Source organism: Variovorax sp. Varisp36 (assembly GCF_047304235.1).
Classification (GTDB): Bacteria; Pseudomonadota; Gammaproteobacteria; order Burkholderiales; family Burkholderiaceae_C; genus Variovorax.
In genome coordinates, this window is the sequence record NZ_JBGLYU010000048.1 from 13,760 (window position 1) to 34,358 (window position 20,599).

The 20,599-nt window shown below is 63.8% G+C and carries 22 protein-coding genes; 14 read left to right on the top strand and 8 right to left on the bottom strand.

The genetic code is table 11. The annotated features are described in order from the left end of the window. The first annotated feature begins 72 nt into the window (after positions 1–72). Positions 73–1,569: a nucleobase:cation symporter-2 family protein gene (locus tag ACCD11_RS23180; protein WP_007838380.1), complete on the top strand. Its 1,497-nt coding sequence runs from the start codon at positions 73–75 to the stop codon at positions 1,567–1,569. A gap of 16 nt (positions 1,570–1,585) precedes the next feature. Here ACCD11_RS23180 and ACCD11_RS23185 read toward each other — a convergent pair whose 3' ends face one another. Continuing rightward, on the bottom strand, positions 1,586–2,443 hold the full coding sequence (locus tag ACCD11_RS23185) for an aldo/keto reductase (protein ID WP_413315598.1): 858 nt from the start codon (positions 2,441–2,443) through the stop codon (positions 1,586–1,588). A 311-nt stretch (positions 2,444–2,754) separates the two neighbouring features. Here ACCD11_RS23185 and ACCD11_RS23190 point away from each other — a divergent pair, with 311 nt between their 5' ends. The 12 genes from ACCD11_RS23190 to ACCD11_RS23245 all read left to right on the top strand — a co-directional run bounded on the left by ACCD11_RS23190 (position 2,755) and on the right by ACCD11_RS23245 (position 15,827). Beyond that, the gene (locus tag ACCD11_RS23190) at positions 2,755–3,837 is read left to right on the top strand and encodes a tartrate dehydrogenase (RefSeq protein WP_157609097.1); all 1,083 of its coding nucleotides are present in this window, start codon (positions 2,755–2,757) and stop codon (positions 3,835–3,837) included. Between the two features lie 330 nt (positions 3,838–4,167). Then, positions 4,168–5,118 (top strand): ABC transporter permease, encoded by a 951-nt coding sequence (locus tag ACCD11_RS23195; RefSeq protein WP_413315599.1) that lies wholly within the window; start codon positions 4,168–4,170, stop codon positions 5,116–5,118. Beyond that, the gene (locus tag ACCD11_RS23200) at positions 5,115–5,996 is read left to right on the top strand and encodes an ABC transporter permease (protein ID WP_413315600.1); all 882 of its coding nucleotides are present in this window, start codon (positions 5,115–5,117) and stop codon (positions 5,994–5,996) included. The genes ACCD11_RS23195 and ACCD11_RS23200 overlap by 4 nt, the downstream gene beginning before the upstream one ends. A 5-nt stretch (positions 5,997–6,001) precedes the next feature. After that, complete coding sequence (locus ACCD11_RS23205; RefSeq protein WP_413315601.1) at positions 6,002–6,997, top strand: ABC transporter ATP-binding protein; 996 nt, start codon at positions 6,002–6,004, stop codon at positions 6,995–6,997. Further along, positions 6,994–7,815 (top strand): ATP-binding cassette domain-containing protein, encoded by an 822-nt coding sequence (locus ACCD11_RS23210; protein WP_413315602.1) that lies wholly within the window; start codon positions 6,994–6,996, stop codon positions 7,813–7,815. Before ACCD11_RS23205 ends, ACCD11_RS23210 begins: the two co-directional genes overlap by 4 nt. 50 nt (positions 7,816–7,865) lie before the next feature. After that, positions 7,866–9,359 (top strand): ABC transporter substrate-binding protein, encoded by a 1,494-nt coding sequence (locus ACCD11_RS23215; protein WP_413315603.1) that lies wholly within the window; start codon positions 7,866–7,868, stop codon positions 9,357–9,359. 4 nt (positions 9,360–9,363) lie between these two features. Continuing rightward, complete coding sequence (locus ACCD11_RS23220; RefSeq protein WP_413315604.1) at positions 9,364–10,776, top strand: amidase; 1,413 nt, start codon at positions 9,364–9,366, stop codon at positions 10,774–10,776. A gap of 22 nt (positions 10,777–10,798) precedes the next feature. After that, entirely contained in the window at positions 10,799–12,247 is a 1,449-nt protein-coding gene (locus tag ACCD11_RS23225) for an aldehyde dehydrogenase family protein (protein WP_413315605.1), read from the top strand. Between the two features lie 7 nt (positions 12,248–12,254). Further along, a complete protein-coding gene (locus ACCD11_RS23230; RefSeq protein WP_413315607.1) occupies positions 12,255–13,145 on the top strand; it encodes an NAD(P)-dependent oxidoreductase in 891 nt (296 codons plus the stop codon). Positions 13,146–13,444: 299 nt separating this feature from the next. After that, on the top strand, positions 13,445–13,594 hold the full coding sequence (locus tag ACCD11_RS23235; protein WP_413315608.1) for a hypothetical protein: 150 nt from the start codon (positions 13,445–13,447) through the stop codon (positions 13,592–13,594). Continuing rightward, a complete protein-coding gene (locus ACCD11_RS23240) occupies positions 13,584–13,961 on the top strand; it encodes a hypothetical protein (protein WP_413315609.1) in 378 nt (125 codons plus the stop codon). Before ACCD11_RS23235 ends, ACCD11_RS23240 begins: the two co-directional genes overlap by 11 nt. Before the next feature lie 993 nt (positions 13,962–14,954). After that, positions 14,955–15,827, top strand: a complete 873-nt coding sequence (locus tag ACCD11_RS23245; protein ID WP_413315610.1) for an SEC-C metal-binding domain-containing protein — start codon at positions 14,955–14,957, stop codon at positions 15,825–15,827. 151 nt (positions 15,828–15,978) lie between these two features. On the opposite strand, the gene ACCD11_RS23250 is transcribed toward ACCD11_RS23245, so the two are convergent. From ACCD11_RS23250 to ACCD11_RS23270, 5 genes are all read right to left on the bottom strand, one after another. Next, positions 15,979–16,464: a hypothetical protein gene (locus ACCD11_RS23250; protein ID WP_413315611.1), complete on the bottom strand. Its 486-nt coding sequence runs from the start codon at positions 16,462–16,464 to the stop codon at positions 15,979–15,981. Positions 16,465–16,511: 47 nt separating this feature from the next. Further along, positions 16,512–17,093, bottom strand: a complete 582-nt coding sequence (locus ACCD11_RS23255; RefSeq protein WP_413315612.1) for a hypothetical protein — start codon at positions 17,091–17,093, stop codon at positions 16,512–16,514. A gap of 71 nt (positions 17,094–17,164) precedes the next feature. Further along, entirely contained in the window at positions 17,165–17,398 is a 234-nt protein-coding gene (locus ACCD11_RS23260) for a hypothetical protein (protein WP_413315613.1), read from the bottom strand. Positions 17,399–17,484: 86 nt separating this feature from the next. Continuing rightward, positions 17,485–17,949, bottom strand: a complete 465-nt coding sequence (locus tag ACCD11_RS23265; protein WP_413315615.1) for a hypothetical protein — start codon at positions 17,947–17,949, stop codon at positions 17,485–17,487. A 45-nt stretch (positions 17,950–17,994) separates the two neighbouring features. Beyond that, positions 17,995–18,351 (bottom strand): hypothetical protein, encoded by a 357-nt coding sequence (locus ACCD11_RS23270; protein WP_413315616.1) that lies wholly within the window; start codon positions 18,349–18,351, stop codon positions 17,995–17,997. Positions 18,352–18,522: 171 nt separating this feature from the next. Between ACCD11_RS23270 and ACCD11_RS23275 the strand changes: the two genes are divergently transcribed. Continuing rightward, positions 18,523–19,083, top strand: coding sequence for an STM3941 family protein (locus ACCD11_RS23275; RefSeq protein ID WP_413315617.1), 561 nt, complete (start codon positions 18,523–18,525; stop codon positions 19,081–19,083). 198 nt (positions 19,084–19,281) lie between these two features. On the opposite strand, the gene ACCD11_RS23280 is transcribed toward ACCD11_RS23275, so the two are convergent. Together ACCD11_RS23280 and ACCD11_RS23285 are read right to left on the bottom strand one after the other, a co-directional pair. After that, complete coding sequence (locus ACCD11_RS23280; RefSeq protein WP_413315618.1) at positions 19,282–19,584, bottom strand: hypothetical protein; 303 nt, start codon at positions 19,582–19,584, stop codon at positions 19,282–19,284. 120 nt (positions 19,585–19,704) lie between these two features. Continuing rightward, complete coding sequence (locus ACCD11_RS23285) at positions 19,705–20,151, bottom strand: GNAT family N-acetyltransferase (protein WP_413315619.1); 447 nt, start codon at positions 20,149–20,151, stop codon at positions 19,705–19,707. Between the last annotated feature and the right edge of the window lie 448 nt (positions 20,152–20,599).

Consider the following 20,599-nt stretch of genomic DNA (forward strand, 5'->3'; position numbering starts at 1 on the left):
CACACCAGGTGGACGCCACGGAACACCGCGCCGTTCACGCCTCTCTCCCCTTGCTGCGCCAGGAGATACACGATGACGGCCGAGACCTCTTCCACTGTTCCGACAGTCCATCCCGTGGACCAGCGCCTGCCTTCTGGCAAGCTCGCGGCCCTTGGCCTGCAGCACGTGCTGGTGATGTATGCGGGCGCGGTCGCGGTGCCGCTCATCGTCGGGCGCGCGCTCAAGCTCTCGCCCGACGAGGTCGCCCTGCTGATCTCGGCCGACCTGTTCTGCTGCGGCATCGCCACGCTGATCCAGGCGCTGGGTGCCACGCAGTTCTTCGGCATCAAGCTGCCCGTGATGATGGGCGTCACCTTCGCGTCGGTGGCGCCAATGGTCGCCATCGCCAACGCCAACCCGGGCCAGAACGGCGCGCAGCTGCTGTTCGGCGCCATCATCGGCGCGGGCATCGTATCGATACTGATCGCGCCGCTGGTGAGCCGCATGCTGCGCTTCTTTCCGCCGGTGGTCACGGGCACCATCATCGCGGTCATCGGCATCAGCCTGATGCGCGTGGGCATCAACTGGATCTTCGGCAACCCCGTGGGCCCGACCGCGCCCGCGCTGGTCGACCCGGTGTATGCGAAGTGGCTGGCCGAGGTCACCTCGCCCGGCAGTTCCATTCCCGCGGTGCCCAAGGGCTTCGCGATCATGCCCACGGTGCCCAACCCCAAGTACGCGGACCTCTCTGGCTTCGGCGTGGCGGCGCTGGTGCTGGTGTCGATCCTGCTGATCGTCAAGTACGCCAAGGGCTTCATCGCCAACATCTCGGTGCTGCTGGGCATCGTGATCGGTGCGGTGGTGGCCTCGGTCACCGGCCTCATGACCTACGAGAAGGTGGGCAAGGCCGCCTGGGTCGACATCGTGCTGCCCTTTCACTTCGGCATGCCGCAGTTCGACCCGATCCTGATCCTCACGATGACGCTGATCATGATCGTGGTGATGATCGAATCGACCGGCATGTTCCTCGCTCTCGGTGAAATGACCGACCGCAAGATCAGCCAGAAGGACCTGGCGCGCGGCCTGCGCACCGACGGCCTGGGCACGCTGATCGGCGGCATCTTCAACACCTTCCCGTACACCAGCTTCTCGCAGAACGTGGGCCTCGTGGCCGTCACGGGCATCAAGAGCCGCTACGTGTGCGTGGCCGGCGGCGTGATCCTGATCGTGCTGGGCCTGCTGCCGAAGATGGCCGCGCTGGTGGAATCGTTGCCCACCGTGGTGCTCGGCGGCGCGGGCCTCGTGATGTTCGGCATGGTGGCGGCCACGGGCATCCGCATTCTCTCGGGCGTGGATTTCAAGACCAACCGCCACAACGCGATGATCGTCGCGGTGTCCATCGGCATCGGCATGATTCCGCTGATCGCGCCCAACTTCAAGCAATGGATGCCGCACGCGATCCACTCGCTGATCGAGTCGGGCATTCTGCTGGCGTCGATCGCGGCCGTGCTTCTCAACCTGTTCCTCAACGGCGCGAAGCACGACGAGCAGGCTGTGATCGCCGCGGCCAAGCAGGCCGAGGCGCACTGATCCTTCTTTCTTCTTCTCAGATCATTGCCAGCGGCGTCTTGCGCCGCGGCGGTGGATGCAGACGGTCCAGCTCGGCCAGGGTGGCCGCATCGAGTTGCAGATCGGCGGCAGCCAGGTTCTCCTTCAGGTGCGCGCTGCGCACCGCCTTCGGAATCGCGGCCACGCCGGGCCGTGCGACGACGGCGGCCAGTGCAAGCTGCGCAGCCGTCACGCCGAGCCGGCCGGCCAGTTCGCTCAGCCCATCGTCTTCGGCCAGCGCCCCCTGGTCGATCGGGCTGTAGGCCATCAGCGGCATGCCGCGTTCGCGCTGCCAGGGCAGCAGGCTGAACTCGGGGCCGCGCTCGCCGAGCGACAGGTACACCTGGTTCGCCGCACAGCCCGGCCCGTCGCCCACGGCCTGCATCAGCTCTTCCATGTCGTCGGTGTCGAAGTTGCTCACGCCCCAGTGGCCGATGCGTCCGTCCGCCACCAGCGACTGCATCGCGGCGACGGTCTCGCGCAGCGGATGGTTGCCGCGCCAGTGCAGCAGGTAGAGGTCGATGGCGTCGAGGCCAAGCCGCTTCAGGCTGCGCTCGCAGGCGTCGCGCGTGCCGCGCCGGCTGGCGTTGTGCGGATAAACCTTGCTGACGACGAAGAGCTCTTCACGCCGTGCATCGCCCGCGCGCAAGGCCTCGGCAATGGCCTGGCCCACCACTGTTTCGGCCCCGCCTTCGCCGTACATCTCGGCCGTGTCGATGAGCCGGTAGCCGAGGGCGATGGCCTCGCGCACGGCTTTCACCTCCGCCGCACGATGACCCGCGTTTTCGCCCATGCGCCAGGTGCCCAGGCCGAGGACGGGCATCTCGCCGCCGGTGGGAAGTTGGAGTGTTCGCATCGGGCCATGGTACGAGGGACATAAGGTCGTGTCAGCCCTCCGGCGACGACTTTCCCGGTGCTCCGTGCAGCAGCACGGCGTTCGCCCGGGGCACCTCCAGCCTTCTAATTTTTCGAAATCGAAGTCGATTCCGTGACATTGAATTGACAAAGTCCTCTATGAAATCTCGCCGCTTCGCCTTCTGATTTTGTCAAGGCGGTTTGGGTGCCAACCCCCACCGCACCCCCACCCCTCGCTCCTAGAATTTTTCAACAGCCCAGCGTCGCAGGCGCCGGCCCCCGAACGCAACGAACTTGGAACAGGTTGAGTCAATGCAGAAGAAGCACAGGATTGCCGTCATTCCCGGAGACGGCATCGGCGTCGAGGTCATGCCCGAAGGGTTGCGCGTGCTCGACGCGGTGGGTCGCCGCTTCGGCATCGACTTCTCCTACGACCATTTCGACTGGGGTTCCGACCACTATGTGCGCACCGGCCTGATGATGCCGGCCGACTGGGCCGACAAGATCCAGGGCCACGACGCCATCTACTTCGGCGCGGTGGGCGCCCCCGACAAGGTGCCCGATCACATCGCCGTGTGGGGCCTGCTCATCAAGATCCGCCGCGACTTCGACCAGTACGTCAACCTGCGCCCCGTGCGCCTGATGCCCGGCGTGCCCGGTCCGCTGGCGCACCGCAAGCCCGGCGACATCGACTTCCTGGTGGTGCGCGAGAACACCGAAGGCGAATACACCTCCGTGGGCGGCCGCCTGTTCGAAGGCACGCCGCGCGAAATGGCGATCCAGGAAGCCGTGTTCACCCGCACCGGCGTGGACCGCATCATCGACTACGCGTTCAAGCTCGCCAGCCGCCGCAAGCGCAAGAGCCTGACGGCCGCCACCAAGTCGAACGGCATCTCGATCACCATGCCCTACTGGGACGAACGCCTGGCCGAAATCGCCACGCGCTACCCCGACGTGGCGACGAACAAGTTCCACATCGACATCCTCTGCGCGCACTTCGTGCAGCACCCCGACTGGTTCGACGTGGTCGTGGCCTCCAACCTCTTCGGCGACATCCTGTCCGACCTGGGCCCGGCCTGCACCGGCACCATCGGCATCGCGCCCTCGGCCAACCTGAATCCGGAGCGCAAGTTCCCGTCGCTGTTCGAGCCCGTGCATGGCTCGGCGCCCGACATCGCAGGCAAGGGCATCGCCAATCCCATCGGCCAGATCTGGTCGGCCGCGCTGATGCTGGACCACCTCGGCGGCGACGATCCCGTCTACGCGCAGGCTTCCGCCGCCGTGCTGTCGGCCATCGAGACTGTACTGAGCGAAGGTCCGCGCACCCGCGACATGGGCGGCACCGCGAACACCGTGGACGTGGGCCGCGCGATCGCCGAATGCATTTCTGCATGACGAATCTGGAAGCCAGGGGTCGGTACGGAGTGCGTCGTTCGGGGTGCGCTCACGCCGACGGGGTACCTTGCTCCGCGAATGTCCTCCGGCCTTCGGCCTCCCCCTTTATTTCGCTGCGCAAGGCACCCCGCCGGCGTGAGCGTTCAGCAGAGCGGTTGAACTGCCGGCACGAGCGCCGCGTCCATCGTGCACAGGGCATCGGGCGCTCCCCGCAGCGAAATAAAGGAGGAGGCCGCAGGCCGGGGGACATTCGCGCAGGGGAGTACCCGATGGTCTGTGCACGCACCCCGAACACACCGCAACACAACACCACGCAGCGGAGTCACTGACATGGGCCTCTTCCTGCTCAAGCGCACGCTGACGCTGATCGGCACGCTGATCGGCGCGTCCATCATCGTGTTCCTCGTTCTGGAAATTCTCCCGGGCAACGCCGCGCAGATGCTCATGGGTCCCGACGCCTCGCCCGAAGCCGTCGCCGCCCTGGCCACCAAGCTCGGCCTCGACCAGCCCGCGTGGACGCGCTACTGGCACTGGATCGGCGGCTTGCTGACCGGCCACCTCGGCGACAGCTACGCCTACAGCTCGCCCGTGCTCGACCTGATCCTCGAACGCCTCGCGCTCACCGTGCCGCTGGCCATGATGGCGATGGCCCTGACCGTCGTCATCGCGCTGCTGGTGGGCGTGACGGCCGCCGCGCGCCACAACAAGCTCGGCGACGTCGGCCTCATGGGCATGGCTCAGGTCGGCATCGCGATTCCGAACTTCTGGTTCGCCATCCTGCTGATCCTCGTGTTCTCGGTGCAACTGCAGTGGTTCTCCGCCGGGGGCTTCGAGGGCTGGGGCGAAGGCATCTTCGCGGGCATCAAGTCGCTGCTGCTGCCTGCGCTGTCGCTGGCGGTGGTGCAGGCCGCGATCCTGGCGCGCATCACGCGTTCGGCGGTGCTGGAGGTGATGCGGGAAGACTTCGTTCGCACCGCGCGTGCCAAGGGTGTGTCGCAACGAGCCGTGCTGTGGACCCACGTGCTGCGCAACGCCATGATCCCGGTCATCACGGTCATGGGCATGCAGTTCTCCGAGCTGCTGGCCGGCACCATCGTGGTGGAGAACGTGTTCTATCTGCCGGGCCTGGGCCGCCTCATCTTCCAGGCCATCAGCAACCGTGACCTGATCGTGGTGCGCAACTGCGTGATGCTGCTGGCGGCCATGGTGGTGATCGTGAACTTCGTGGTCGACGTGCTGTATGCCGTGATCGACCCGCGCATCAAGGCCAGCGACATATGAGCTCCGTCATCACCGCTCCGAGCGCTGCGGCGCTCGTCAAGCTCCCCGGCTTCTGGCAGCGCGCGCTGAAGCACCGCAGCTTCGTCATCGGCGGCGTGCTGGCCGCGCTGCTACTCCTGGCCGCCCTCGTGTCCTTCGTGTGGACGCCGTGGTCGCCGTATGCGATGGACATGGCGAACAAGATGCAGGCGCCCTCCGCATCGCATTGGCTGGGAACCGACGCGTTCGGGCGCGACGTGGCTTCGCTGCTGCTGGTTGGTGCCCGCGCATCCATCCTCGTGGGTGTGATCGCAGTCGGCATCGGCCTCGTGGTTGGCACCGCCTTGGGCCTGCTGGCTGCCGCCAAGCGCGGCTGGGTCGAAGAAGCGGTGATGCGGCTGTCGGACTTCACGCTGGCCTTCCCCGCGATCCTCTCGGCCATCATGATGACCGCCGTGTTCGGCGCCGGCATCGTCAACGCGATCATTGCCATCGGCATCTACAACATCCCGACCTTCGCGCGCATCACGCGCGCCTCGGCCAACGCGATCTGGTCGCGCGAGTACGTGGCCGCCGCGCGCGCCTGCGGCAAGGGCAGCTTCGCGATCACGATGCAGCACGTGCTGCCGAACATCTCGGCCGTGCTGATCGTGCAGATCACGATCCGCTTCGCCATCGCCATCCTGGCCGAGGCCGCCCTCTCCTACCTGGGCCTGGGCACCCAGCCGCCGCAACCCTCGTGGGGCCGCATGCTCAGCGAAGCACAGACCCTCATGTTCCAGCAGCCGCTGCTGGCCGTCTTCCCCGGCATGGCGATCGCCTTCGCTGTGCTCGGGCTGAACCTTCTTGGCGACGGGTTGCGCGACTTGCTCGACCCGCGCCTGGCCAGAGCCCGGTAAGCGCCATGCCCCTCCTCGAAGTCAACAACCTCCAGATCGGCCTGCAGACCCAGCGCGGGCCGGCGCAGGCCGTGCGCGGCATCTCGTTCTCGCTGGAGCGTGGCGAAACGCTGGGCATCGTCGGCGAATCGGGCTGCGGCAAGTCGATCACCGTGATGTCGCTGATGGGCCTGCTGCCGTCGAGCGCCAAGGTCACGGGCAGCATCAAGCTCGACGGGCAGGAACTCGTCGGCCTGCCCGAGAAGCAGATGTGCCAGATCCGCGGCAACCGCATCGGCATGATCTTCCAGGAGCCGATGACGGCGCTGAACCCGGTGCACACGATTGCGCGCCAGGTCGGCGAACCGCTGCGGCTGCATCGCGGGCTCTCGCAAGCCGACGCACGCAAGGAAGTGCTCGCGCTGCTCGACCGCGTGGGCATCCCCGACGCGGCCTCGCGCCTCGACGCCTATCCGCACCAGTTCTCCGGCGGCCAGCGCCAGCGCATCGGCATCGCGATGGCGCTCGCCTGCGGGCCCGACCTGCTGATTGCCGATGAGCCCACCACCGCACTCGACGTGACCATCCAGAAGCAGGTGCTCGACCTGATCCAGGGCCTGGTCAAGGAAATGGGCATGGCGCTGATCCTGATCTCGCACGACCTCGGCGTGATTTCCAACAGCGTGAAGCGCATGCTCGTGATGTATGGCGGCAGCGCGGTCGAGAGCGGCCCGACGGACGTGGTCTTTGCCGGTCGCGCACATCCCTACACGCGCGGCCTGTTCGCGGCGCGCCCCGCCATCGGCGCGGTGCGCGCGGGCCGGCTGCCGACCATCCAGGGCAGTGTGCCCGAGCTGGTCGACATGCCCCGGGGCTGCGCCTTCTCGGGCCGCTGCACCCACACCATCGACCTCTGCCAGAGCACGCGGCCACGCGCCACCATGCTGCCGAACGACCATGCCGTGAGCTGCCTGCGGCTGGGCGAAATCGCCGCGTCGAACACCAGGGCGGCCACCGCATGAGCCAGCCACCCAGCACCGCCGCCGGCCAGCCCCTGCTGGCCGTGAACAACCTCTATCGCCACTACGCGCTGCCGCGCGAGAAGCTCTTCGGCCCGCCACCGACCGTGAAGGCGCTCAATGGCGTGAGCTTCGAGGTGCGCGCCGGCAAGAGCGTCGGCATCGTGGGCGAATCGGGCTCGGGCAAGTCGACCATCGCGCGCCTCGTGATGGCGCTGGACACGCCGACTTCGGGCAGCGTGCGCCTCGAAGGCCGCGACCTGCACACGCTGTCGAAGGCCGAGCTGCGCACCGCGCGGCGCGATTTCCAGATGGTGTTCCAGGACCCCTACGGCTCGCTAGACCCGCGCCAGACCGTCGCGCGCATCGTCGCCGAGCCCCTCGAGGCGCTGGCCGAAACGAGCCGCGCCGTGCAGCGCGAGCGTGCCGACGAGGCGCTCGCCGCAGTCGGCCTGCGCACCACCGACATGGACAAGTACCCGCACGAGTTCTCGGGCGGCCAGCGCCAGCGCATTGCGATTGCACGGGCGCTGATCACGCGCCCCAAGCTCATCGTGGCCGACGAGCCTGTCAGCGCGCTCGACGTGTCGGTGCAGGCCCAGGTGCTCAACCTCATGCAGGACCTGCAGCAGCAGTTCGGCATCAGCTACCTGCTCATCAGCCACGACCTCGCGGTGGTCAACCACCTGTGCGATGAAGTGTGCGTGGTCTTCAAGGGCCGCATCGTGGAGCGCGGCCGCCCGGCCGACCTCTTCCGGCACGCGCAGCACGAGTACACGCGCACCCTGCTTTCCGCCGTTCTGCACACGCCGTCCCGCTAGCCGGGCGGTCGTTCTTTCTTTCCATCACCCTCACCTCCAGGAACTACCGAATGTTGAAGCGACGCACACTCATGACTTCCGCCATGGCCGCGGCAATCCCGGGTGTCTTCCTGCCCCAGGCGCGTGCGCAGGCCGGCAAGAACACGCTGACGATCGGCATGCCGCTCGAACCGCCGGGCCTGGACCCGACGACCGGCGCCGCATCGGCCATCGCGGAGATCACGCAGTACAACATCTTCGAGACGCTCACCAAGGTGAACGCCGACGGCTCGGTCACGCCGATGCTGGCCGAGAGCTGGACCTCGTCACCCGACATGAAGACCTTCGTCTTCAAGCTGCGCAAGGGTGTGCGCTTCGAGAACGGCCAGCCCTTCAACGCATCGGTCGTGAAGTTCTCGTTCGACCGCGCGGGCGGCGCCAAGAGCACCAACAAGGACAAACGCTTCTTCAGCGAGATCGGCACCGTGGTGCTCGACGACTACATGGTCGGCGTGAACAGCACGCTGCCCAATCCCGACCTGCCCTTCATGCTCGGCCAGTCGACCGCCTGCATCGTGGAGCCCAAGAGCGCCGAGACCAACGCCACCGCGCCGGTGGGCACCGGCCCGTACAAGCTGAGCGCCTGGCAGCGCGGCGCCTCGTGCACGCTGGTGAAGTCGCCAACGTACCGCGACCCTAACCTCGCGAAGACCGAGAAGTTCGTTTTCCGCTTCATGTCGGACACCGCCGCGCAGACCGCCGCGCTGATGGCCAACGACATCGACATCTTCCCGCGCGCGGGCACGCGCTCGGTGAGCCAGTTCAAGGGCAACCCGCGCTTCCAGGTGATCGAGGTCGGCACGCGCGGCAAGGTGATCCTCACCATCAACAACCGCAAGAAGCCGCTGGACGACGTGCGCGTGCGCCGCGCCATCCTGGCGGCCATCGACCGCAACGCGATCGTTCAGGGCGCGGCAGATGGCTTCGGCAAGCCCATCGGCAGCCACTACGCACTGGGCGCGCCGGGCTTCATCGACACCACCGCGTTGAACCCCTACGACGTAGAGAAGGCGAAGAAACTGCTGGCCGAGGCCGGCGTGAAGACGCCGCTCGAACTGCGCCTGCAGCTGCCACCGCCTTCGTATGCGCGGCAAGGCGGCGAGGTGATCGCGGCGCAGCTGGCGCAGATTGGCATCCACGTGAAGATCCAGAACGTCGAATGGGCCCAGTGGCTCAGCGGCACCTTCGGCGGCGCGCACGACTTCGACCTGACGATGGTCGCCCACGTGGAGCCCTTCGACCTCGTGAAGTACACCGAGCCCGACTACTACTGGGGCTACGACTCGAAGAAGTTCCGCGACCTGTTCGCCACCATCCAGAACGAAGAGAACAAGAAGCGCCGCGCCGAACTGCTGGCCGAGGCGCAGCGCGAGCTGGCCACGGACGCGGTCAATGGCTTCCTGTACCAGGCGGTATTCCCGACCATCGCGCGCAAGGAAGTGAAGGGCCTGTGGCCGAGCATGCCGATCGTGGTGAACGACCTGGCCGCGATCTCGTGGGGCTGATGCGATGACGACCAAGCCCTTGTATTCCCTGAGCGTGCAGGAGCTGCACGCGGCTTACGCCGCCAAGGAACTCTCGCCGGTCGAAGTGGCACGCTCGGTCAACGCGCGCATCGCCGCGTACGAGCCCGAGCTGCATGCCACATGGCTGTTCCGCCCCGAACTGGCGCTCGAACAGGCGCGCGCCTCCGAAGCGCGCTGGCTGGCCGGCCAGCCGCGCGGCACGCTGGACGGCGTGCCCGTGACCATCAAGGACAACCTCGCGACCGCAGGCGACCCGATGCCGCTGGGCACCGCAGCCTACGACCTCGTGCCGATGCTGCAAGACTCGCCACCCGCCGCCCGCCTGAAGGAAGACGGCACGGTACTGGTCGCCAAGACCACCATGCCCGACCTGGGCATGCTGTCGTCGGGCCTGTCGAGCTTTCATGAGCTCTCGCGCAACCCGTGGGACCTGTCGCGCACGCCCGGCGGTTCCAGCGCGGGTGCGGGCGCGGCGGCCGCTGCGGGTTACGGCCCGCTGCACGTGGGTACCGACATCGGCGGCTCGCTGCGCCTGCCTGCGAGCTGGTGCGGCATCTACACGCTCAAGCCCAGCTTCGGCCGCATTCCACTGAGCACGCCCTACATGGGCCGCTGCGCCGGGCCGATGACGCGCACGGTGGCCGACTCGGCGCTGATGATGGCGTCGATCGCGCAGCCCGACGATCGCGACTACTCGGAGCTGCCCGCGCCCGCGATCGACTGGGCGGCCTTCGAGGTCGACCCGTCGTTCCTCAAGGGCAAGCGCGTGGCGCTGCACATGGACGCGGGTTGCGGCCTGCCGCTCGATCCGCAGATTGCCGAGGCCGTGCGCCGCGCCGCGAAGCGCATCGAGGCGGCCGGCGCGCATGTGGAGGAAATCGGTGCCTTCATGACACCGAAGATGCTGCAGGGCATGGACCACTTCTGGCGCATGCGCTCGTGCATCGACATGCAGGCGATGACCGCGGAAAAGCGCGCGAAGATCCTGCCGTACATCCGCGAGTGGGCCGAGAGCGCGGCCGGTTTCTCGGGCGCGCACATCTTCGACGCCTACAGCCAGTTCGTCGCCACGCGCGCGGCCACCGTCGCCGCTACCAAGGCCTACGACTTCGTGATCTCGCCCGTGTCGCCCAACATGCCCGCGCCCGCGGAACACGCCTCGCCGACCAACGACCCGATGCTGCCGCTGGAGCACATCGGCTTCACGGTGCCCTACAACATGTCGGAGCAGCCCGCTGCCTCGATCAACTGCGGCTATTCGGGCGAGGGCCTGCAAGGCATGCCGATTGGCCTGCAGATCGCCGGGCGCCGCTTCGACGACCTGGGCGTGCTGCAATTCAGCCGCGCCTTCGAACAGATCCGCGAAGCCCAACACCCCTGGCCCGAACCGAAGTGATCGGCCGCAAGGAGACAACCTCATGAACGCCACCCACTACATCGACGGCCGCCACGTACCGTCCGAAGGCAACGCCACCATCGACGTGATCGACCCGAGCGACGGCCAGAAATTCGGCGAGATCGCACGCGGCACGGCTGCCGACGTCGACACCGCCGTGCGCGCCGCGCGCCAGGCCATGGGCGAGAACTTCGACGGCCCCTGGGGCGGCATGACCGCGCTGCAGCGCGGCCGCCTGCTCGCCAAGCTCGGTGCCGCCGTCTTGGAACACCACGAGGAGCTGGCCCAGCTGGAGGCGCGCGACACCGGCAAGGCGCTGCGCGTGGCGCGCAACGACGCGACCGCGCTGGCCCGCTACTTCGAGTACTACGCCGGCGCCTGCGACAAGCTGCATGGCGACACCCTGCCCTACGAGCGCGGCTACACCGTGCTGACCGTGCGCATCCCGCATGGCGTGACGGGGCACATCATTCCCTGGAACTACCCGATGCAGATCGCGGGCCGCAGCGTGGGCGCATCGCTCGCGGCCGGCAACGCCTGCGTGGTGAAGCCGGCAGAAGACGCGAGCCTGTCGCTGCTGCGCCTGGCCGAGATCGCGACCGAGGTGGGCTTTCCGGCCGGGGCGCTCAACGTGGTGACGGGCTACGGCAAGGAAGCCGGCGCGGCGCTGTGCGCGCACCCGGGCATCGATCACATCTCGTTCACCGGCTCGACGATGACCGGCCGCAGCGTGGGCCTGGCCGCGGCCGAGCGCCATTGCCCGGTGACGCTGGAGCTGGGCGGCAAGTCGCCGCAGATCGTGTTCGCCGACGCCGACCTCGACGCGGCCGAACCGGTGCTGCTCAACGCCATCATCCAGAACGCCGGCCAGACCTGCTCGGCGGGCAGCCGCGTGCTGGTGGAGCAGTCGGTGTACGAAGAGGTGGTGCAGCGCCTCGCGAAGCGTTTCACGGCCGTTCGCGCGGGCACGCCCGCGGAAGACCTGGACATGGGTCCACTCATCAACGAGAAACAGTTTCGCCAGGTGCGCGACATGGTCTCGACCGCCGAGGCCAGCGGCCTGAAGGTGGCGGCGCGCGGCACGGTGTCGCCCAACGCATCGGCCACGGGCTTCTACCAGGAGGCCGTGCTGTTCCGCGACGTGCCGCACGACAGCGACATCGCGCAGCGCGAGGTCTTCGGCCCGGTGCTGGCCGTGACACCCTTCGCCGACGAGGCCGAGGCGGTGCGCCTGGCCAACGGCACGGACTTCGGCCTGGTGGCCGGCGTGTGGACACGCGACGGCGCGCGCCAGCTGCGCATGGCGCACAAGCTGCATTGCGGGCAGGTCTTCGTGAACAATTACGGTGCGGCGGGTGGTGTAGAACTGCCTTTCGGCGGCGTGAAATCCAGCGGCTTCGGCCGCGAGAAGGGCTTCGAGGCCCTGCTCGGATTCACGACCCTCAAGACCATCGCCATCAAGCACGGATGAACAATTCATGACCACCACTGAACAGCAAGCCCCACGCAAAGTCGGCCTCGTCGGCGTCGGCCTGATGGGCCACGGCATCGCGAGCAACATCGTCAAGCACGGCCACCAGTTGACGGTGCTGGAACACGCGGGCAACCAGCCGATCGACGGCCTGCTGAAGGCCGGCGCCACGTCGGTGAAGGACGTGGCCGCCCTGGCCGCGCAGGTCGACGTGCTGATCCTCTGCGTCACCGGCACGCCGCAGGTCGAGGCGGTGATGCTCGGCGACAAGGGTGCATTGACTGCCCTGCGCCCCGGCACGGTGGTGATCGACTGCTCGACGGCCGTGCCCGCCTCCACCGCCAAGGTGGCGGAAGCGGTGAGCGCCAAGGGCGGCAGGTTCATCGATGCGCCGATGACCCGCACCGCGAAGGAAGCCGCCGAGGGCCGGCTGAACCTGCTGGTGGGTGGCGACGCCGAGGTGCTGGCTTCGTGCCTGCCGCTGCTGCGCTGCTTTGCCGAGAACGTCACGCACGTGGGCGGCATCGGTGCCGGTCATGCGATGAAGCTGCTGCACAACTTCGTGTCGCTCGGCACGGTCGCGCTGCTGTGCGAAGCGGCTGCCTGTGCGCAGCGCGCGGGCGTGGCGCCGGATGTGTTCGTGGACGTGCTCGCCAAGGGCGGCGGCAACGGCGTGGCGCTGGAACGCGTCAAGCCCAAGCTGCTGACGGGCAGCACCGACTCGTTGAAGTTCTCGATGGCCAATGCCAAGAAGGACCTGGGGTACTACAACGACATGGCGGAGCAGTCGTCTTCCAGCCATGGCATTGCGCAGGCTGTCGGTGCGTTGCTGACCCGGGGTGTCGAGAAGTTCGGGCCGGACCGGATGGTTCTCGATCTGGTCGAAGCGCTGCGCTGATTCTTTTTGCTCTTGCTCTTTGCGCCGCCGTTGTTCGGAGTGCGTGCACAGGCCACCGGGTACTCCCCTCCGCGAATGTCCCCCGCCCTTCGGGCTCCTCCTTTATTTCGCTGCGGGGAGCACCCGGTGCCCTGCGCACGATGAGCGCGGCTGTGGCGTTGGCGGTTCGACCGCTGCGGCGGATTGCAGGTGGACATGCGCGGGCGCACCACTGAGATTTCGCGAGAGACGGGCGCTGAACAAGCAGAACTCCGAAGGGCCGGCGTCGGCCGCGGTCGACATTGGCATGACTGCGTTCAATGCCCGCTTCAGATTGGTTGCCGGCGTTCGATGCGCTCTCGCGAATGGGTACTATCGGCCAGAACCAGCCGTTCATCACCTCGGAAAAATTCGGCCAGAACCTGTCGTTCACCGTCCAGCCTAAACCAGTCACCCACGATGCACCCTAACAAGCGCGACTCCGAAATAGTGGTGGAACTCGCGCAGACTTGCGCTGGGTTCATGTTGGAGAGGTTTCCTGGCTGGTCCCGTGCGTTTTTTCGGTACTACGTCGACGAGTTGCAGGACAGCGCCAGTGCATCTTTTGAGCGAGCAGGTGAAGTGACGATCCTGAGCGCCATGAAGGAAGGGGCGTTCTACGAGCGGATGACTGCATCGGCCCGCGAGCTACGGGAGGGCGGTGTGAGTTTTACAGTTCTACTTCTCACCATGAACTCCAACCTTGACTACCGCGTGGACTACGAACAGTTGAATCCCGACCGGTGGAAGATCAGCAAACTGAACGGCGCTACAGGTATTCCTATGGGTTTGGATTGACGCTGGTGGGATGCGCGACACCTACCGCCATCCGGCTACAGTCGGCGGCGGACCTTCGGCCCTATGAATACTTGAGATGAACGAAGCACTACAACAGAGGCTCTTGGCGAGTATCGGGAGGGTAACTCGAGCAACGTGGTACAGCGTTGACAGAGCACTTAGCCGCGACGAAGGTCCGCACCCCGAAAATGTTCTCGAAGCGATTCTTGAACTGGTCGACCTTGGGCTGGTCGAAGAGCTTCCAGGAGAGACCCCCGCCATGCCGGTTTACGTACTGACCGCTGAAGGTTTCCGGCGGCTCTAGTCGGCCAGCAGCGGACGTTCGCCAGATGTGCAGAATCTGCTCGGCTGCGGTCATTCGCGGTGACTAGTGACCGCACTTTGAAAGGAACGTTGTGGCGCTTTGGGCTCCTGATGCTCTCGTCGAGCTGCGGTTGTTCCCGTCGGACGCGGGCGGGCGAGCGGGGCCGACTTCCACCGACTGGTGGGGCTGCCCGCTGAGCATCGATGGTGATCTCTTTGATGGAAGGTTTGACCTTTCCGAAATGGAGCCGCTGCGGCCAGGAGAGTCGCGCGTCGTGCCCGTGAAGTTCCTCAGCCCGGATCTCGTGAGGACCCGCATCGCCGAGGGTCAGGAGTTGCGAGTTTGGGAGGGAAGGTTCATCGGGGAAGCCACAGTTTTGACCTTGTACTGGTAGGCTGCACCCGGCCAGGAGCGGGCGCTCAGATCGCCGGTCTGCTTCTGGAAAGCGGGCGGTGGAACGGACTGCTCACTTTCATTCCGAATTCGAGCGTCGTAGTGGCAGCATCAACTATCGGCGCTGGATATGTGACGGCTGCGCCAGTTTGCAAATTGATCCTGGATGAAACCTCAGTCAATGGCAGAGAAAACGATGCGCAAAGAAGGCTCTACGCGCTCAAAATTCGTCTATCTTTGGGAGCATCATTGGTCACTGGGGGCGCTACCATCATTCCCACAGCGACTCAACCGTAATGAATAGAAAACCTCCAGCATCTGTTATCAAGCAACTTCGCACTGAAGTCGGATTCGGCTGCCCTGCTCCAGAGTGCGGCAATCCGTACTTAGAGTGGCATCACTTTGACCCACCATGGAACGTGGAGCCACATCACAACCCTGATGGCATGGTCGCACTCTGCGCGGAGCACCACAAGAAGGCTGACAACGGTGCATACACCAAAGAACAACTGGCTGCATTTAAGCAGACAAAAGTTGATCCCGCTCTGGTTCGCGGTCGATTTGATTGGCGCAGAAACAAACTCTTGGCGGTAGTTGGCGGCAATTACTATTACGAGACGCCTCGTGTTCTTGTTATCGATGGCCACGAGGTGGTCTTGCTTACACGCGACGAAGACGGCTATCTGCTGCTTAGTGTGCAAATGCTTAGCCTTACCAGCGAAGTCCGGGTGAAAATCGTAGACAACTGCTGGGAGAATATTGGCAGCCCGGTCGACATCGTTTCGCCGCCTAGTGGCAAGGATCTTCGTATCCGTTACGCCAATGGGGATAGCCTGGCTATCCGTTTTTACGTTGTTGAGGATAGTGCCGCGTTTCAAGTTAAGTTCAAGACTCACCCATACGCTGAACTCGAATTTCCGCTAACGGTTGCCGAGGTTAATTGTGAAATTGGTGGCACGAATTTAAAGCTGACTCCGACTGGCACAACCATTAGCACCAATCAGTTCACTGGCAATTTCGCAGCCTATTGTGGTGGTGGCATGCAAGTCGATCTTGGTTTGAAGTGGCGGCAGAATTGGTCTTTGATCCCAGTACCAGCAAGTCGGCTGGCCCCATGTCCATGCGGCAGTGGGCGGCGTTACAAGCACTGCCATGGTGCGCTGACGTGACGGCTAACACTCCGCTCCCAGGGGGCGCCTTAGGCGGCGCGCTCCTGAGCTTCGAGTCGAACGGCTGCTTCCGGGCAACGCCGAGGACCCGCTTTGGGCCCAAAGCCGAAGTTCGCTTCGCTCCAAAGCGGACCCAAAACAACCTGCCTGGCTAAGCCGGATGTGCTTGCAGCGCAGCTTTTATTTCTCGGACAAGAACGATGAAGTCTCGGATGAGTGATCGCAATGCCTCAGGGCTAGCCGCATCCGGCCGAGGATAGGGTACAGGTCCCGAAAAGGGGCTTCTAGAGAACGTTGGGTCCTCAAGAACCTTCGCGTCATAGGCAAGCACCGCGAAGTTCGAGCCGATAGTGCCGCTCGACCCGACGGCCGACATCATTAGCTCGGGACCGGAGCGTTGCATCACAAAGAGCGCGCTCCACTCCAGACCCGAAATGACCTCTGCCTCCACCTCGTATGACCGGTCTCGACTGTCGTAGCGCGGGTTGGCATCGACTTCTTGAAAGGCCGACAGGACCTCTGTTTTTTGACCACGATAGCTCGCTTGGGGATTCCGGGGGTAGCGGTCACAAAGCGCCCAGTACTTCATTGGGAAGTCGATGGACAGCAAAAGTCGAAGAAAGTCCGGTTGGGTCATGTCGTTATTGGGCGACGTTGAAGGTCTGGTTCTGGCCGCAAGCCGCGCTAGCCCCAGAACCAAATCATGCCGAGGTTCGATCGGCAAGCGCGGTCGAGGAATTCGTGCAGCGATTTGACGTCAGCCAGCGCGTCGTTTGCGAACTCTTGCCCATCACACCCCGTCTCCGAAGCGTAGGCATGCGACCGCTTCTCCACCGTGGTGGCATCCAAGTCGCGCAACGCCGCACGAAGCTCCGCTACCTGCGCTGCTCGAAAAGCGTGCGCATGCCCAAGCTGCAGCTCGCCGAGCTCGACCGCCAGTCCAAGCATCTCTCCTCGGAACCGCCCTCCGACGTTGGGAAAGTTCGTGACACCGTCAACCTCGGCAGTAGTCCCGTTGAGGACGAAATAGAGCCCGCCATTGGAATACAGCACCGTGGTGACAGCTTCAGATTCCGGCCAGGCGCATCCGACGTCAACTTCAACCTCCTTCGCCACCTCGCGCTTCGAGAACCAGGAGCCGACCTTTTCGGTCGTAATCGCTCTTGGGCGCCGGCCCACGATGAAATCACGTGTGTGCGCAGTGTTGACCCGCAGGTAGTCCAGCTGCTCATCGCTCACGGTGCACAAGCTCAGGTCGTACCCCATCGAATTCCTTCAAGTTGGGCGGTTGGTCTGAATGTCCGCAGTTGGCCGGGTCCGGCTGTACATGCCAAGGTTCAGGGTTCACCCCGATACTTCGGGTTCGCTTGGAACTCACCCGTGATGTTGCCATCTTCATCGACCTTGAAGGCGCCCTTGATGAACTCCGGAGGGATTCGGTCGTTCGGGCCGAAGCTTCCCGCGATTTGGTAGACCCAGCCACCTGGGTTGGCCTTGGCCTCTGCGATCATTTCCGGGGTTGGGATGAGCGCTTTCGGCGAGGCCGTCGCAATTTTCTTGAAGGGCCACATACACAGGTTCGAAATAGTTGAGGGAGGGAACCGACCGACCGGTTGTGGCCGAACTGTGCCATAGCTGTGTGAGGAGGCCGCGCTGGCTATTCGCCGTCGAGTCGCAAGAGCTTCTCGTCGAACCAGATGTCTTCGTAGCCCGGCGCAATCAAGAAGCGCCAGCCGGGTGGCAATCCAAGGTATTTCTTTATTTCGGGCGCCCACCCGTCCAGATGCTCGATGTGAAGCGGCTTGAAGAAGTCAGCCTCAGTCGAGAACTCCTCGCCGGCCCAGATGTACCAACCGCTGGTCCCGGCGCTTGGTGGATGCCTCAGACCATTGATTGGGAGGATGCCATCGCGAACATTCAACGCTATGCCGAGCGTACAGGCCGGCGGTGCCGCAAAGAATTCTGTGGGCAACCGACGACAGAGTTCGCGCTGCAGTTCTTCGACGGCGCTCCTTTGATTCATGGCAGACGCACGCTGGACGCAACGGGCGCCTTGGCATGGATAGTCATACAGGTTTTGAGCACAGTTTCCGAGTGACTGGTTGTGGCCGAATCTTGCCATGTCTGTAGATCCGAGAAGGTGCACGCGGAGTCACACAGCCCCGTGCTACTTGGGCACAGTTCGTCGTGGCGGCTTGATAGCCATTTCCACTTCCTTGCAGAACGTCGCCATTGCGCCAGTGAGCCAGCTCTGACCCATCGCAGTGAACTCATCACTCGCACAAGCTTGCTCGCGCGCGGCGGTGAGAACCTCAAAAAGCCGATCGACAGGCAGATCGACGTCACTCAGGCTGACGACCTTGCCTCCCCAGTACTCTGCTAGCTCTCGTGCAAGTAGCTCTGACACCGGGTCGCTGGCCCCATAGCGCTCAGACGCAATCGATGCCGCCCTCCCGAGGATGTCGTGAACCGCGGTGCTAGTCCCCCAGCAAATGTGGTCGTAGAAGGCAAGTGCTGAAGACATGGGAAATCTTGTCTAAATGTTTGCTTTTGGCCGCATTGTGCCGGCCCGGCGAACGGCCGGTTTTGGCCGCATCCTGCCACACGCCATTCGACCGTGGGGGCCGATAGATGACGCCTTTGGATCGACTTCGGTGCAAAATGCATCTTCATAGTAGTGAGTAAAGAGCAAATAATGACCGGTCTTTCTATTGCACCTACAACACGGTTTTTGTTAAAGAGATCGCGTTTGCTTTTTGCATCATCGATTTGCTTCGGTTTTGTAGCACTAGATGTGCTGCTAGCGTGGCCACATGCCGCCGATTTTGCGTATTTCTCCGCAATCTATTTGCATTTTGGAGATATTACAGCTGCACTTCTTTTTGGTGCCTTCGGCGTTTACTGGCTTGCAAAAGTCTTTGACCGCAGCCCTGCCTTTACAATCGATAGCGAAGGTATAATAGACAGCACCTACTTTGGAGCCTACAAACGCGTACTCTGGGGGGAAATTAAGGAAATAAAATTCTTTAAGTTCAGGTCGCAGACATCTGTGATTGTGAAACTTATTGAACCAGAAAAATTCTTAATAAAACGCGGCATTCTGATGCGCATGCTTGGGCGCATGAGTCTTGCCCTGTATGGTTCTCCAATCGTGATTGGTCCTGCCCTTTTAGGGCTAAATGCTCCTCAATTGGCAAGATTCATATCTGACTCCGCCGCCCAGTACGGCTATGAACTGACATTGCCACCCGCTTGATCGACTCTGAAGCTGTGCGAGAGCTGCACCCGCGGCGGGATTGCCCAGCGTTGCCGAGCAGCAATTCGACGGCGCCATTAATAGATAACTCCATTCAAATTGCTCCGCAATCGCGTTTCTTCACCGAGACCGAACAGCCTCCCTCGGCTTGATATTTCCCCATGTTGCGAACGGCAGGTTGTGGCCGGATGCGGCTGGCTATGCCCAGCCACGGGCAACAAGCTGCGACAGCAGCCAGCGATTCCCGAAGCGCCCGAACGTAAACATCATCAACGGGTAAAGCAGCAGTCCGACGATGCCCAAGAATGGGAAGCCGTAGATCCTCGCTGCATCGAATGCAATGCGGGAGGCAAGCACAGCCAGTAAAGAGAATGCGCATTGGCGCCAGAGCCCTTCGGACAGCGCCCAAAGCGTCGGCACCAGGAATGCGGGCCAGGAAAATCCGGTTCGCACGCTGCGCCTCCGACCTTGCGATGTGAGCGTGACGACTGTCTGGGCCATGGTCCTTCGACTGTATCTGGCGACCAAGGAAGGGGGTGAAATAGATCGACAGAATCTGGAGAACCGTGACGAACGTCTGGTTCTGGCCGCAATCTGTCCTACGCGTCGCGGCCCCTACGTTCAGCTAGGACGCTCTAGAAAGTACCGCTCGGAAGTGGATTGAACAACTTCAAAACCCAGCCGCTCATACAACCGGCGAGCAGGGTTCGAGGTGAGCACACGAAGTCGGACCGGAACATTTTCCAGCATTGCCATCCCGATGATGTGCGTCACGACGAACGTTCCTATGCCCTGGCCTTGGCTTCCTGGCTCGACGTAAAGGTCTTCAATCTGATAGTGCGTATCAAAACGCTCGAACGCGACCGCCCCGACACGCTCGCCTCGAACGAGGAGCATGAAAAACGCGCCTTCCTGCGCTCTTTCGGTTAGATGCGCCCGAACGGCCGCTTCGTTCCAAGCGCCCCAAACTTGCTCGACATACCCCCGCATGGTCGCTTGGCAGAGGTCGAAAAGATAGCCAGCTTCCTCAGGCATCAGACGCCGAAGGGATGGAACGGTTGTGCTCATGTCATCGGAGTCTGGTCGTGCGATTTCTGTCGATGCTGCGAAGGTCAGCTGTTGGCCGAATTTTGCCTTCGCCTACGCATGTCCCAGGTCATCGAGTCGGTGAAGCTCCTCGGCCTCCTCCTCGGATGCTTGGAAGATGTTTCGCAGAATCTGCGGAGTGACAGGCCGGTCAGCCTCACTGACAAGAGGCTGATGCCCGCCGTACTCCAGCGCCGAAAGCAGCGCCCGATAGTACCTATTCGCGCGAGTCCGTCGAATGTCGGCAACCGCCGCGTAGCCGCCCTTCAGGTAGGCCCGCTCCAGACCGGATGTAGCCGGTCGGACCTGTTACCGCAGTGTCCGCTACTGCCGAGGCTAGCCATTCGCTGTTCCGTCAATACCTGCTCCTTGGGGTGCGCCTGTTGACATCGATGCCAAGCGGTGCCTTCATCACGATTTCGCCTCCGAC

What these genes read in the sequence shown, in the direction of transcription:
- ACCD11_RS23180 (WP_007838380.1), top strand. Translation starts at nt 73, where the DNA reads ATGACGGCCGAGACCTCTTCCACTGTTCCGACAGTCCATCCCGTGGAC.
- ACCD11_RS23185 (WP_413315598.1), bottom strand. Translation starts at nt 2,443, where the DNA reads ATGCGAACACTCCAACTTCCCACCGGCGGCGAGATGCCCGTCCTCGGC.
- ACCD11_RS23190 (WP_157609097.1), top strand. Translation starts at nt 2,755, where the DNA reads ATGCAGAAGAAGCACAGGATTGCCGTCATTCCCGGAGACGGCATCGGC.
- ACCD11_RS23195 (WP_413315599.1), top strand. Translation starts at nt 4,168, where the DNA reads ATGGGCCTCTTCCTGCTCAAGCGCACGCTGACGCTGATCGGCACGCTG.
- ACCD11_RS23200 (WP_413315600.1), top strand. Translation starts at nt 5,115, where the DNA reads ATGAGCTCCGTCATCACCGCTCCGAGCGCTGCGGCGCTCGTCAAGCTC.
- ACCD11_RS23205 (WP_413315601.1), top strand. Translation starts at nt 6,002, where the DNA reads ATGCCCCTCCTCGAAGTCAACAACCTCCAGATCGGCCTGCAGACCCAG.
- ACCD11_RS23210 (WP_413315602.1), top strand. Translation starts at nt 6,994, where the DNA reads ATGAGCCAGCCACCCAGCACCGCCGCCGGCCAGCCCCTGCTGGCCGTG.
- ACCD11_RS23215 (WP_413315603.1), top strand. Translation starts at nt 7,866, where the DNA reads ATGTTGAAGCGACGCACACTCATGACTTCCGCCATGGCCGCGGCAATC.
- ACCD11_RS23220 (WP_413315604.1), top strand. Translation starts at nt 9,364, where the DNA reads ATGACGACCAAGCCCTTGTATTCCCTGAGCGTGCAGGAGCTGCACGCG.
- ACCD11_RS23225 (WP_413315605.1), top strand. Translation starts at nt 10,799, where the DNA reads ATGAACGCCACCCACTACATCGACGGCCGCCACGTACCGTCCGAAGGC.
- ACCD11_RS23230 (WP_413315607.1), top strand. Translation starts at nt 12,255, where the DNA reads ATGACCACCACTGAACAGCAAGCCCCACGCAAAGTCGGCCTCGTCGGC.
- ACCD11_RS23235 (WP_413315608.1), top strand. Translation starts at nt 13,445, where the DNA reads ATGCCCGCTTCAGATTGGTTGCCGGCGTTCGATGCGCTCTCGCGAATG.
- ACCD11_RS23240 (WP_413315609.1), top strand. Translation starts at nt 13,584, where the DNA reads ATGCACCCTAACAAGCGCGACTCCGAAATAGTGGTGGAACTCGCGCAG.
- ACCD11_RS23245 (WP_413315610.1), top strand. Translation starts at nt 14,955, where the DNA reads ATGAATAGAAAACCTCCAGCATCTGTTATCAAGCAACTTCGCACTGAA.
- ACCD11_RS23250 (WP_413315611.1), bottom strand. Translation starts at nt 16,464, where the DNA reads ATGACCCAACCGGACTTTCTTCGACTTTTGCTGTCCATCGACTTCCCA.
- ACCD11_RS23255 (WP_413315612.1), bottom strand. Translation starts at nt 17,093, where the DNA reads ATGGGGTACGACCTGAGCTTGTGCACCGTGAGCGATGAGCAGCTGGAC.
- ACCD11_RS23260 (WP_413315613.1), bottom strand. Translation starts at nt 17,398, where the DNA reads ATGTGGCCCTTCAAGAAAATTGCGACGGCCTCGCCGAAAGCGCTCATC.
- ACCD11_RS23265 (WP_413315615.1), bottom strand. Translation starts at nt 17,949, where the DNA reads ATGGCAAGATTCGGCCACAACCAGTCACTCGGAAACTGTGCTCAAAAC.
- ACCD11_RS23270 (WP_413315616.1), bottom strand. Translation starts at nt 18,351, where the DNA reads ATGTCTTCAGCACTTGCCTTCTACGACCACATTTGCTGGGGGACTAGC.
- ACCD11_RS23275 (WP_413315617.1), top strand. Translation starts at nt 18,523, where the DNA reads ATGACCGGTCTTTCTATTGCACCTACAACACGGTTTTTGTTAAAGAGA.
- ACCD11_RS23280 (WP_413315618.1), bottom strand. Translation starts at nt 19,584, where the DNA reads ATGGCCCAGACAGTCGTCACGCTCACATCGCAAGGTCGGAGGCGCAGC.
- ACCD11_RS23285 (WP_413315619.1), bottom strand. Translation starts at nt 20,151, where the DNA reads ATGAGCACAACCGTTCCATCCCTTCGGCGTCTGATGCCTGAGGAAGCT.